This is a genomic window from Pseudovibrio sp. POLY-S9, from assembly GCF_001431305.1.
Classification (GTDB): Bacteria; Pseudomonadota; Alphaproteobacteria; order Rhizobiales; family Stappiaceae; genus Pseudovibrio.
On sequence record NZ_LCWX01000142.1, the window covers coordinates 1 to 12,855 of the forward strand.

General features: G+C 54.2%; 11 protein-coding genes. 4 read left to right on the forward strand and 7 right to left on the reverse strand.

Annotated elements, in window-relative coordinates; all coding sequences use genetic code 11:
• Positions 1–214, forward strand: a 214-nt coding sequence (locus PPL9_RS33260) for a hypothetical protein (protein ID WP_208989331.1), incomplete at its 5' end; no start/stop codon positions are given.
• A 145-nt stretch (positions 215–359) separates the two neighbouring features.
• Here PPL9_RS33260 and sigZ read toward each other — a convergent pair.
• The 3 genes from sigZ to PPL9_RS12050 all read right to left on the reverse strand — a co-directional run bounded on the left by sigZ (position 360) and on the right by PPL9_RS12050 (position 3,944).
• Positions 360–902 carry an RNA polymerase sigma factor SigZ gene (gene sigZ / locus PPL9_RS12040; protein ID WP_057462918.1) on the reverse strand — a complete coding sequence of 181 codons (543 nt, stop codon included), beginning with the start codon at positions 900–902 and terminating at the stop codon, positions 360–362.
• Between the two features lie 121 nt (positions 903–1,023).
• Positions 1,024–2,052, reverse strand: coding sequence for a 2-oxoacid:ferredoxin oxidoreductase subunit beta (locus tag PPL9_RS12045; RefSeq protein ID WP_057462919.1), 1,029 nt, complete (start codon positions 2,050–2,052; stop codon positions 1,024–1,026).
• Complete coding sequence (locus PPL9_RS12050; protein WP_057462948.1) at positions 2,049–3,944, reverse strand: 2-oxoacid:acceptor oxidoreductase subunit alpha; 1,896 nt, start codon at positions 3,942–3,944, stop codon at positions 2,049–2,051. Before PPL9_RS12050 ends, PPL9_RS12045 begins: the two co-directional genes overlap by 4 nt.
• 405 nt (positions 3,945–4,349) lie before the next feature.
• Between PPL9_RS12050 and PPL9_RS12055 the strand changes: the two genes are divergently transcribed.
• Both PPL9_RS12055 and PPL9_RS12060 read left to right on the forward strand, forming a co-directional pair.
• A complete protein-coding gene (locus PPL9_RS12055) occupies positions 4,350–5,162 on the forward strand; it encodes an SDR family oxidoreductase (RefSeq protein WP_057462920.1) in 813 nt (270 codons plus the stop codon).
• Between the two features lie 201 nt (positions 5,163–5,363).
• A complete protein-coding gene (locus PPL9_RS12060; protein ID WP_057462921.1) occupies positions 5,364–8,267 on the forward strand; it encodes a DUF2339 domain-containing protein in 2,904 nt (967 codons plus the stop codon).
• Between the two features lie 49 nt (positions 8,268–8,316).
• Here the strand turns inward: PPL9_RS12060 and PPL9_RS12065 are convergent, their stop codons facing one another.
• Positions 8,317–9,309 (reverse strand): threonine dehydratase, encoded by a 993-nt coding sequence (locus PPL9_RS12065; protein ID WP_057462922.1) that lies wholly within the window; start codon positions 9,307–9,309, stop codon positions 8,317–8,319.
• Between the two features lie 178 nt (positions 9,310–9,487).
• On the opposite strand from PPL9_RS12065, the gene PPL9_RS12070 reads away from it, so the two are divergent.
• The gene (locus PPL9_RS12070; protein WP_057462923.1) at positions 9,488–10,303 is read left to right on the forward strand and encodes an AraC family transcriptional regulator; all 816 of its coding nucleotides are present in this window, start codon (positions 9,488–9,490) and stop codon (positions 10,301–10,303) included.
• Here PPL9_RS12070 and PPL9_RS12075 read toward each other — a convergent pair.
• The 3 genes from PPL9_RS12075 to PPL9_RS12085 all read right to left on the reverse strand — a co-directional run.
• Positions 10,257–10,739 (reverse strand): GNAT family N-acetyltransferase, encoded by a 483-nt coding sequence (locus tag PPL9_RS12075; RefSeq protein ID WP_057462924.1) that lies wholly within the window; start codon positions 10,737–10,739, stop codon positions 10,257–10,259. The genes PPL9_RS12070 and PPL9_RS12075 overlap by 47 nt on opposite strands.
• Positions 10,740–10,760: 21 nt before the next feature.
• The gene (locus PPL9_RS12080; RefSeq protein ID WP_057462925.1) at positions 10,761–11,537 is read right to left on the reverse strand and encodes an SDR family oxidoreductase; all 777 of its coding nucleotides are present in this window, start codon (positions 11,535–11,537) and stop codon (positions 10,761–10,763) included.
• Positions 11,538–11,717: 180 nt separating this feature from the next.
• Positions 11,718–12,855: YheC/YheD family protein (locus PPL9_RS12085; RefSeq protein WP_057462926.1), on the reverse strand; the 1,138-nt coding region annotated here is incomplete at its 5' end.

Sequence of the window (12,855 nt, forward strand, 5' to 3'; positions counted from 1 at the left end):
GGACACACGTAGGAACTCGACCGCATTCACTCAATCTGACGAAAAACCGCTTGCATTTCCAGGGGCGTCCACACATGCAGCTATGTGCCCACTAGGCCCTGATGTAATCGATCTGGTAAGGCATCTGCTTCGCTTCAAGCATGGCCGTAACACGCTGGACGAAGGGGCAGATTTTATAGCTAATGATTTTGAGCATCTTAGTGTCCTCATTTAGTTTCGCTTGTTAGACGGGCGAGGACGGAAAAAGACGAAATGAAATCCAAGACAGACCGATTTTAGGAAGCTCACGGTCTGTTTGGATTTACTTTTGCCTGCGTATTCTTATCGGAAAGCCGGTGTCCACTTTTCCGGAATACGCCCTAGCAATTTTTACAACTATCAGATTTTTCTTGATAATCTGCGACACGGCCTTTGGCGTCCAAAGTCATCTTGCAGCAGTCTTCATAGAGTTTACGCATTTCACTGCGACTTTTCTGGACGCGAGATTTCAACGTGGAGTAGCTGATGCCCATTTCTGCGGCCAGTTCCTTTTGTGAGATGCCATCCAGATCAATGCGCGTCAGAAGCTGTGCGCTGTCATCCGGTAAAGAGGCAATGAACGGGCGAATGCAAACTGCCAGATCCTGCTCAATGCTGGCAGCGTCTTGTTTGTGCCAATCTTCCGCTGCAGAGGTGTCACTGCGCGTGGCATTCTTGCGGTAATGGTCAATGATCGCGTTGTTGGCCACCTGAAACAGCCAGGATTTGAGCGCAGTCTGGTCTTTCAGCTCACTGCGCTTTTCAAATGTCTTGATCAAAATATCCTGCAACAGGTCATCTACATCCGCCGGATTGCTCAGCTTTGAATGCAGAAAGGCTTTGAGCGCCGCACGATACTCCTGCCAGATCTGTTCAAGTGTCATGCCTAATCCCTACATCTTGTTCTAATCGCAGACGTGGGAGGCGGAACACGCTCTGTCAAGACAAGAGCCCGCAAACGGTTATGTTTGCAGGCTCTTACTGTCTTTGATTGTGAAGGATGCATTAAGCAGCGTCTTCGCCCACATCCCATGTTTCTGATGCGCGCAGGGTTGCAGAAAGGCGGTCGAGTTTTTCGGCCATGCTCAAGGGCTTTTCTGGCAGGCCGATGCGGCTGGCGGTGCCGAATTCGGTGGTTTGTTCGCGAAACAGGATGCCGAGGACGGTTGGTTCGCCGTCTTTCTCTCCCAGCTCAGCCAATGCAACTGCCAGTGCGTGGTTGGTTTCGTCATGAACCAGCAGATCTGCTTCGGTCAGGCCATCCTCTTCCAATGAAACGATATCCAGTCCAAAGCCGCCGGGTTTTACACGGATGCCTTTGTCTTTATTGACACCGAACACCATGGGCTGACCATGTTCCACCACGATGGTGTGGTTCGGTCCCTGCTTCTTATCTTTCAGGTGATCAAACACACCGTCGTTGAAGATCACGCAGTTCTGCAGCACTTCCACGAAGGCGGTGCCGTCAAAGTCGCGTGCCTCTTGCAAAATAGGGCCGAGCACTTTGGCCTGTGTGTCAATGCTGCGTGCGATGAACTTGGAGCCTGCCCCAATGGCAAAGCGAGCCGGGTTGAGCGGCATTTCCACTGTACCGCCCGGAGAACTCGGCGTGCGCATGCCCTTTTGTGAGGTTGGCGAGTACTGGCCTTTGGTCAGGCCGTAAATCTGGTTGTTGAACAGCACGATCTGCATATCGAGATTTCGGCGCAGCGCGTGGAGCAGATGGTTGCCGCCGATGGACAGGCCGTCACCATCACCCGTGAACACCCACACATCCAGCTCAGGATTAGCAAGCTTTGCACCGGAAGCAATTGCAGGTGCACGTCCATGGATTGTGTGGAAGCCATAGGTTGCCATGTAGTATGGCAAGCGGGAGGAGCAACCGATGCCGGAAACGCACAGGGTGTCTTCCAGCTTTGCGCCTGTATCTGCCAGCATCTTGTGCAGGCTTTTCAAAACAGCGTAATCACCGCAGCCCGGGCACCAGCGAACATCGAGAGAACTGGCGAAATCTTTTGGTTTCAGGTCAGTCATGATGAAACTCCCAGCGCGTCCTCAATGATTTTGGCGATCTCACGGACGAGGAATGGACGTCCCTTCACGCAGGAAACGCTCTCAACCGGAACATCCATCTGGCTGCGCAGCACTGTTGCCAATTGGCCGTTGTTCATTTCTGGAATGATCACCCGATCAAACCCCAAGAGCAGCTCCTCCAGATTAGGCGGCAAAGGCCAGAGGTGGCGCAGGTGAATGTGGGAGACGGACTTGCCTTCCAGCTCTGCACGGCGGGCCGCCACGCGGATTGGCCCCCAACTGGAACCCCAGCCAAGCAAAGCCAGTTTGCCTGTGGCCTCTCCGGATTCCACATGCTGCGGCGGAATGCTTTTCGCGATGGCCTCCAGCTTTTGGGCGCGGATCTGGGTCATAAGCTGGTGGTTTTCGCCGTCATACGAGATGTTGCCACTGCCCGCCTGCTTCTCCAGCCCGCCAATGCGGTGCATCAGGTCAGCAGTGCCCGGGACAGCCCATGGGCGGGCCATGGTGTCAGGATCGTGGTCATAGGGCAGGAAACCCTCTGGATCTGTGGCTTTCTTGACCGGGAATGGAGCATAGGCTGGATCACTGAAGTCTGGCAGTTTCCATGGGGCACTGGCGTTGGCAATGTAGCCATCAGTGAGCACCATGAGTGGTGTCATGTGCTTTGTGGCCAACTTAGCTGCTTCGACACCCATGTCAAAGCACTCACCCGGATGGGCTGGTGCGATGACAGGCAGCGGGGCATCCCCGTTGCGACCCCAGATGGCCTGAAAAAGATCGGACTGTTCCGTCTTGGTTGGCAGGCCAGTGGAAGGACCGCCGCGCTGGACGTTGACAATTACCAGTGGCAGCTCTGTCATGATGGCAAGGCCAATGGCCTCTGTCTTCAACGCAATGCCGGGACCGGAAGAGCCCGTCACGCCCAGATGTCCGGCGTAGGATGCTCCGATGGCAGCGCAGATGGCAGCAATTTCATCTTCCGCCTGAAACGAAATCGCACCTAGCTCCTTCAACTTTGCCACGGTGTGCAGCAATGGTGATGCTGGCGTGATTGGGTAGGAGCCGTAAAACAGTTCCAAATCAGCAAGGGTGGCGCCAGCATAAAGGCCATAGGCCATGCCTTCGTTGCCATTGATGGAGCGATACTCGCCTTCCATCAATGGAGCTGGTTGAATGCGGTAGCGGGAAACATCCGGCGGCAGATCGGTGACTTCTCCGTAGAGGTGCCCTGCCTGCAATGCCATGATATTGGCTTTGGCCACATCAGGCTTTTTGTGGAACTTCTGCTCGATCCAATGCTCAACATCTGCGGTGGAGCGCTCGAACAGCCATAGAACCAGACCAAGGGTCCACATGTTCTTACTGCGCCGCGCATCCTTGGCGGAAAGGCCGGTTTCCTTCAGCGCTTTTTCTGTGTTGCTGGTGATCTCCAGCGGCAGCACGCGGAAGCTGGAGAGCGACCCATCTTCCAACGGATTGGCGGAAAAACCTGCTTTGGTGATGGCGCGCTCGGTAAAGGCGTCCATATCGATGATCAGCAGGCCGTTCTGCTTCACACCTTCCAGATACTTACGCAAGGCTGCCGGGTTCAGCGCCACCAACGCATCGGTTTCATCACCAAACGTGTCCACTTCGGTGTGGCCGATATTGAGGGAATAGGCTGAGACACCATAGATCGTACCGCTTGGGGCGCGTATATCCGCCGGAAAATCCGGGAATGTCGCAATGTCATTGCCAAATCTGGCAGCACTTTCAGCCAGCCGCGTGCCCGTCATCTGAATGCCGTCGCCCGAGTCTCCGGCAAAGCGGACGCGCACATAGTCGACCTCCGGCTGCTGGGAGACAGGAAGTTCACGCGTTGTTGTGCTGTGTTCCAGTCCGTTCTGCATAATCGGCTCCAAAATACTGGCAGCGGCAGTGGCAGAAATCTCGTCTGTTCTTTTGTCCCTCAGGACATTGCCAATCAGCTGAGCCAGAATACCCACTTCTCTGTGGCTTTTTGTAGCCTGTAATAGCAGGAATGGAGTTGCGACCCGTTAACGCAGCCCGCTGGTAATTGGTCGAACAGCCCTCAGCAGTTGTACCGATCTTGGTGGTTCCGGCCTCATGTTTTGCCCTGCATCCCGTCCATTCTCGTTCTGCACCCTGACAGTTTTAAGTTTGGCGTCATTTGCGAGTCATTTGGCGCGATATGGCTTTGAACCGATCCAACTGCATCCCTAGTTTGACAGAGACGAAGAATAACAAGCGAGTTTCCAAGGAAGATATCTCGCGTAAGGTTTCAGGAGTTTCTCATGTCCAACACTATTCTCATCACAGGCGCGTCCTCTGGCATTGGCAAGGTCACCGCACAGTACTTTCACGACAAAGGCTGGAACGTGATCGCAACAATGCGCCAGCCCGAAAAGGAAGAGGAGCTGACGCAGCTCGATAATACTCTTGTGACCCGTCTGGATGTGACGGATGAAGCTTCCATTGAAACGGCTGTTGCTGAGGGCATCACGCGCTTTGGCAAAATTGACGTGCTGCTCAACAACGCCGGGTATGGCGCTTATGGCCCGCTGGAAGCCTTCTCCATGGAGAAAGTACGCCGCCAGTTTGAAACCAACGTCATCGGCTTGATTGCCGTGACAAAAGGTGTCCTGCCCCACCTTCGCGCCAACAAATCCGGTACGATTGTGAACATTTCGTCCATCGGCGGCCAGATGACCTTCCCGCTCGGCGCGCTGTATCACGGCACAAAGTTTGCGGTAGAAGGCATTTCAGAGGCGCTTCACTTTGAACTGGAGGCTGCTGGCATCAAGATGAAGATTGTTGAACCCGGTATGATCAGCACCGATTTCGCCGGTCGTTCTTTCGACTTCACCAATGACGAGAGCATGACGGAATACCAGAGTGTTGTGCAAGCGCTGTTCGGTGCCATGAACGGGGGCATGCAGCCTTCCGCACCAAGCGTTGTGGCTGACGTCATCTATACTGCTGTCACGGACGGCACCGATACCCTGCGCTATCGTGCTGGGGCAGATGCCGTCCAGTTTCTCGACAACCGCAAAGCACTGGATGATGCAACATTCATTGGTGGCCTAAAAGAACAGCTTGGCCTTTAGGGCCTGATTGTACCGTTCCCCCAACAGTACAATTTGAAAGCAGAGGACGCGGCGGTGTCCTCTGTTTTTTGTTTGAAGCTTCTGAGACCAGTTGAGGCAGCTGCAGGTCAGGCACAGGAAAAATTGTCGTGGCTCTTAACGGGCAATGCGTGTAGGTTTACCGCAGTCTTTTTTCTTTAAGTCTTGCTTCCTCAGGTTTTCATGGAACTCATAATTATTGTTGCCGTCGCCCTTTTCCTTGGCGTGGCATTCGCATTTTACAACCGCCTCTCAGATATTGCGCTCAAACTCACGTTTTTGAATGCGCAGATGAAAGAGCTGCATAAGAGCATGGCTGAGTTGCAGGGCCTGCCTCCAAATGTGGGGACTGCTCAAACAGCTCCAACTGGTGCCGAAAAACCAGCGACATCTCGTGAATCCACTGTGCCATCTTATGCGAAGAAGCCATGGATGAGACCTGTGGATGCGCAAAATGAAGAGAACAAACCAGCAGAAACGCCTATTACAGACGGACTGACCTCCCAAGAAGAATTCAACGGCGACAGGAAACGGGAGGCAGCAAAACACGCTGCTTTAGCTTATCAGTGGGCTGCTGCCTATGACGAAACGAAGCCTGAAGAGCAGAACAGATCAACTGCCAGTGAAACGCTTGATCAGAAAAACTCCCAGAAAGACGTTCCAAAATCTGATCAGAAGGCAGACTCGCATCAATCTGCGCCACCTCAGCCAAAGGCTGATCCGGTTGAAGCGTGGTTTACCGGTGTTGCCCGCAGCGTTATCGACAATGTCCGCAAAAACTGGGTTGTCTGGCTGGGTGCCCTGTCGCTTGCTTTCGGCGGTATCTTCTTTGTTCAATACGGAATTGAGAACGGCGTCCTCTCACCAGCCATGCGCATCAGCTGTGCGCTGGCCTTTGGTGTCCTGCTGATTGCTGGCTCCGAGTTCTTCCGCTTCCGGCAGAAAGAGGCGCATGTTGATCCGTTCGGCCCATTGGTTGCGGCGGCCAGTGGTGGTCTTGCCTCTCTATTTGGCGCCACAGTGGGCGCTTATTCGCTTTATGGGTTGATTGGCCCAACGACCACCTTCATCGGATTGGCGCTTGTGTCCTGGCTCGCGATTGGTGGTGGCCTTCTTTATGGGCCAGTGCTCGCGACCATTGGTATTCTTGGGGCCTATTACTCCCCGCTGCTGGTGGGCGGGTCAGAACCGTCCGCTCTGCTCTATCTCTATTTTGCGATGGTGCTGGCAACAAGTTTTGCGGTTGAACGCTTGCAGCGCTGGATCTGGCTCTCCACACTCAGCGTCCTTTCCGTTTTCGTCTGGGTATTCCTGTTGCAGATCCAGATGCCGGAACAACAACTGACACCGCTCATGCTGGCCGCAATTCTGGCGCTGACGATTACGGTGCCTGCCTTTGGTTTTCCGCCGAAAGCAGCGATCTCCAGCTGGCCATTGGACAACACATTTCGGGACTACAAGAAGACCTATCCAGCTTTGCTAAGCTATGCCGTGACAGGTCTTGTGCTCCTGACCGGGTTGTTCTTTGCGGGTGAAGACATGGGTCTGGCACGGCCTATGACGCTGATGTTTGCTGGTTTGCTGGTCGCCCATGTGTTCTTTTTGAGTAAAGCGGAAAGCCTTGACCTGATTGGACCAGCACTGCTTGCAGGCTTTGCGTTGATGATGTGGATGCCGAAGGCGCTGGCCTGGCAATCTGTGCCAGACGATAAGCTGTTCTATCTTGCCACTTTGGCTGTTACGATCACAGCGGTGACAGGAGGCAGCTTGTTACGTGGCCAAACCTCCACGCGTGCGTGGTTCTGGAACTGGTCTGCCGTCGCCTTGCCGGGGCTTGGCGCGGGGGTCTACTTCGTCTACACGGTCCTGCACGCGCCAGAGCTGCTGAGCGCTATCGGAGCCTTTGGCTACCTGTTTGCGCTTGCTCTGCAAGTTTGCGTGGCGGTCTACCTCTGCAAGTCAGCGCATAAGTTTGAGTTTGGGACTGAGGGCAGTGCTGCCCTTGCCTTCCTGCTATTCTTGCCATTTGCCTACTACTTCTTTGGCGAGATCACGCTTCCGATGGTTCTCATGATCGGAGCCGTTGTGGTTCTTGAAATCTCAGATCTGTTTGGGCTTAGCATAGCGCGAAAGGCGTTCTTTGCTTACCTGAGTGGCATGGTCTTCTTCACCACGCAGCGTTACATCGACGGATTTGGTGAAGCGGGTTACGGAGACATTTCGCTGCTGTTCCTGCCAGTGCTCGCGCTCAGCGCATTTGGCTGGTGGCGCGGCCAGCAGCGCGGGGATGAGAGCGAAGCAGTTGTGTTTGAAACGACTGTCTGGGCAGCCCTATCCCTGTTCTTCTGCGCCTTGCTTCAGGTGTTCTACCGCGATCAAGGCGACATGCCCATGTATGTGATGCATGGGTCCTATGCCTTTGTTCTGGCAATTCAGGTTTCCGTTCAGCTGAAGCGGATGAGCTTCTCAAATTCCTTCGCCAAGTTGAGAAGAGGACTATTCCATTGGTACTGGGCCATTGCAGTGTTGAACTGTCTGGTTGCGATTTTAGCCAACCCACTGGCTCGGGACCACGTCTTCGGCTATTTCCCGATTGATAGCCTCTCAATTGCCTATCTGTATCCTGCTCTGGCGTTGTTGCTGGCAACTGAGCGCTTCTGGACCCGTGAGGCTTACCTGCAAAACGCGACACGCGGTCTGGCGGGCGTCTTGCTGGTTATGTTTGTCGGGTTGGAAATCCGCGCCTTCTGGCAGGGGCCTGTGTTGACAGGTCGTGGTGTGGTTCTGGAGGAACTCTACAGCTACACCGTCGCGATGCTGATCTTCTCAGTTGGGCTGATCGCGTTTGCCTCTGTGAAGCAACGTAAACGAGTTGGGCAGGCAGGACTGGCGTTCATCATTATCACCTGCCTGAAAGTGTTCTTCATCGACATGTCGGGTCTGTATGGTCTTGCCCGCGCAACATCGTTCATTGGTCTTGGACTAACACTGGTTGGTATTGCCTGGGCAAACAAACGGTTCTTGTCGTTTGACACGCCAGTTGAAGAGGAAGAGCCGGAGCTCAAGCCTCAGCAAGATCAGGCTTAACTCATCAAATAGGCCGGAGAGAACAAACACGTCTCTCCGGCCTATTTTGTTAGGCTGATGCAAGCTCACCAGTTGCCTGTAACTGGGTGTTCATCACACTCAGGAAGGTGGTCAGGTCAATGTTGCCACCCGTCAGGATCACACCTGCCCGTTTACCCTGCAAATTGTGCTTGTTTGCCATCAGGCCTGCAAGTGGGGCAGCCCCTGCCCCTTCTGCCAGATTGTGGGTGTCTTTGTAGTAGGCCGCCATTGCTTCAGCAATCTGCGCCTCGCTCACGCTGACCACATCTTCCGCACCTTTCAGGATGATCTCCAGCGGTTGTGCCTGCGGATCGCGGCAGGCCATCCCATCTGCGAAGGTGTTGGCTGTGTCCGTCTGAATTGCCTTGCCAGCTTTAAAGGACAGCGCAAAGGCAGCGGCGTTTTTAGCGGTCACGCCAATGATCTTGGTTTTCAGGCCGAGCAGATCGCGAACCGTGATCAGGCTGCATATGCCAGAGCCCATGCCAATCGGCACATAAACCACATCCAGATCAGCAACGGCACGGTACAGCTCCAGCGCATAGGTGGAGACACCTTTGACGATGTTCTCGTGGAACGGAGGCACCATGTGATAGCCGTGCTTTTCCTGCAGTTGCTGCGCAACCACGCGGCTTTCATCAAAATCCTTGCCCGCAATGATCACATTGGCCCCAAACGCGCGCATAGCAGCGTTCTTTTCCAGTGAGTTTCCTTCGGGCACAACAATATAAGAGGGAATGCCATTTCGGCTCGCGCCAAGAGCAACGGACTGACCATGATTGCCACGCGTCGCCGTCACCAGCCCAGTGGGCTTTTGCGCAGACTTCATCAAAGCATCCACATAGGTGAACCCGCCACGAGCCTTGAACGAGCCTGTTGGCGTATGGTTTTCATGCTTTACGAAAACATCAACACCACTACGTTCTTTCAGTAATGGCCATGCATAACACGGGGTTTCGGGGACAAACTGCTTAACCGTGGTGTGGGCAGCTTCCAGATCCTCTAGTGAAAACAGCGGCATTCGATTTCCTTTTGGCAGTTAAAAACACTTTGCCATGAGCTTAAAACCTGACGCCGATGATGGCTTTCAAAATACTGACCTAAACGCCTTTGGCCAATGTCCTCTTGTTTGCCGTGGGTTAGTCGGCTTATAGATAATGCGTCGGAAATCAGATGAACCTATTGAAGCAACTGAGGCTATGAGTTCAGCGCGGGACATTATCAGCAAGTGGAAGCTGCAGTTGTTGCCTAGCAGCGCCTATGCTGTTGCCTACACGGCAGCGCAGGCCTCAATCGGGTTTGCGTTTGAAAGCCAGCGCGGGGCGCATTCTTTTGACAGCGATCGCCGGGTTGATTTCTGGACTCGGCCCAACAGCCTCGCCTTTGTGCCGAGGGGATGCGATGTCACCTCGGAGAGCGAGCGCGGTGGGGAGTATCTGACTTTTACGATACCAGCTGAACTCCCGCCAGATCGCGGAGAACAGATGCGCTTCAACCATGCCATCTCGCCTGATGCGATCAAAGCTGCTTTTCATCTTCGCAATGCACTTCTCGCAGCTGAGCCTCAGGACACCTTAGCAATTGAAGCTCAGCTCTATGCTCTGCTGGATGTGGTAGAGCAAGTTCAGGCGGGCGCCTATGAAGATCCTCCATCCGCAGCGTCTATGACTGATACGCGGCTGAAGCGAGTGGAAGAGTTTGTCGAAGATCACCTTGCACGGCAGATGTCCATGTCTGATCTGGCAGCATGTGTGGATCTGTCAGCGGGCTTTTTCAATCGTGCGTTCAAAGGCGCTACTGGCAAAACGCCCCACGATTATGTGGTGGAGCGACGCGTGGCGCGGGCGCGCAAACTTCTTGGCGCACCACACAGCACACTCAGCCAAGTTGCTTATGCCTGCGGGTTTTCTTCCCACGCACATATGAGCTCGACTTTTAAAAAACGCCTTGGTGTTACGCCGACCCAGCTTATGACGAGGCAGGTTTATCCAGCGCCAGCACGTTCAACTGTTTGACGTGATACTCAAGCACGCGCCAGCCCATTTTCTCATAGAACGGGGTGTTGTCGTCTGAGGCGCACAGATACACACGTGAGTACCCGTTTTCAAACGCCAGTTGGGCCATGCGTGCAACAAGGGCTGTGCCAATACCTTCGCGGCGATGAACTTCCTCGGTCCACACGGCGGCGACCCATGGTGTCAGTTGAGGACGGGCGGCAAAGTCGCTTTCAATCAGCAATGCGCTGCCAAGGTATGTTCCGTCGCGGTGGGCAACAAAGGCGGTGGGGACAGCTTCAGGACAAAGAGCTGCGCGGACTTTGACTTCGATCTCGTCTTGCAAAACGCCTTTGTCTCGCCACCAGGTCTGCCAGATGCGATGGGCAATGGTGGGAATGAAATCGGGGGTTTCGCTCATTTCAGAAAGGGTAAAAGTGCGTACTAAACTTTCCATAGGACTGGTGACCTGTAAAATCTAAATCGGTGTACCTCCTCCGGAAACGCTAATGATTTGTCCTGTTATTTTAGCAGAGCCCGGACCGGCGAGGAAGTTGATCGCTTCGGCTACTTCGTCGGGCTTGATGACGCCCAGATGAGCGTTCTGCTCGACTTTTGAGATGAGGCTTGCAGCAAAAGGATCTCTTTGAAGCTTATCATAAAGAGGGGTTCCACGTACAACACTTGGGCTGACACAATTGACCCGGATGCAATGCTGTTTGGCTTCTACCGCTAGGGCACGGCAGAACATGGAGATGCCTGCTGTTGCAGACCCGACGGCTGTGCTGCCAAAGGTCGGGATTATGGAAACATCCGAGGTTAAACAAATAATTGAACCGCAGCGTTGCTTCGTCATGACCGGATAAACTGCATGAATTGGGTGCAGGATACTGCTCATGAGCGAGGTGATTGTGGGCATGAGCTCTTGCAGTTTCAGCTCATGCAATGGTCTGGGGATGACGCCTCCGCCACCGGTACTAACCAGCACATCGATTCGCCCCATAGCCAGTTCCGCATGGGTAATGGCGGTTTCGGTGCGACCCGGGTCTGAAGCGTCGCATTGGACAAAATGCAGATAGGCACCGGGAAATTCTGCTGCAAGTTTGCTCAGAGCATTGCGGCCCTTGGTGACGTCCCGTGCGCAAATGGTGAGTTTTTGAAGACCGGATTGGAGGAGTGTTTTGGCAGAAGCAAATCCGATGCCGGATGTGCCTCCGACGATGACTGCTGAGGATTCATTTAGTTTCCGCGCCACAGTGACCTCCAGATGCGACTGAACTCTCGTCGTGATCTTGCTCGCGTAGATGCTCAAAGAGTTGTTTTAGTACAGATGCGGTATGTTTTTGCTCAACACGTGAGAGCCTGACAGGCCAAACAGCAATCAAAGTAACCGGAGCGCTAAGACCTTCCTGACATCTATATGTTTTGCCGCTTGTCACTCAGGCTCGTCGCCAAAGCCGGAAAGAAACGCGCCATAATCGATGCTGGCCTCCAGCGTTGAAACTCTTGCTTCTGCGTGGCGCGGATCGAGAAAGATCATGCGTCCGGGCTTGGCGTTGATCTCGAGAAGCTTCGGACAACCGGTTTTGTCGACACCTATATCCAGTCCCAGTTCCCCGATTGGAGAGGTGTGATAGTCGTCCATACGATGGGCAATGGCGAAACCGCATTCCTCGACAGCCGCTTTTACCGCCTCGGCCTTCTTGCCAAACGCGTTGGTGAAGTAGTCATCCGGATCAATCACATCCGCACCCTGGCTGAAGTGGGAGGAGATACAACCGTGCGCGCAGACCCTTGGGCCGATCATCAAGCAGCGCCATGTGCCGCTGATGTCCTTTTGCATCTGAACGCGGCAATCGACAGACCTGCCATCGAACGAAGAAAAGTCGAGACTTTGCTGCACCAGATACTGGTCCAGTGACGTATGACTGAAGGCGAACTCAAACGCGTCTTCCAGCTGCATGAAATCCGCATGCGGGCAGGATAGATCGGTCAACCATTGCAAGCGGTAGCCTTTATCGCGCCTGGACAAGCGCATCAGCAGTTTGCCCCCTCGCCCGTCGACGGGTTTGAGATAAGCAGAGTGATGGCGGTCCAGAATCTTCTTTAAAAGCGGTGGTGTCGGTGCTCGGTGGGTTTCGGGCAGATACTTGCGCAGCTTTTGCCCGTACATCAGGTGCTCATGCACCTCCCATTTATCAAAGAAGCCGGGATTGTAGATGTGAGAGCCCAGAGCGCGCATCCGGTTCTTCACCGCTTCCACACGCAGTTTGTGCTCTTCATCGCGGGTGTGAATGCGATTATAAATGGCGGTGGGCAGGGGCAGACCGGGCTGGCGGTGGCCAGGCATGGTCTCCCCGGTGATTGTGTTTGTAGCCCAGTTGTAATCTTCAGGCGAAAACAGAAAGGCGATGTAGCCGCAGGTTTGAGCGTATGTCAGCATGTCCTGCTGGTGGCGGCGCTCAGGATCAAACTTGCCCGCACCCATGATGCCAATGGTCGGGCCGATGTGGATGGTGTCCCCGTCCCGCTTAACATAAAGGCCATCGATGAGCGCAAGGCCGAGTTCGTCA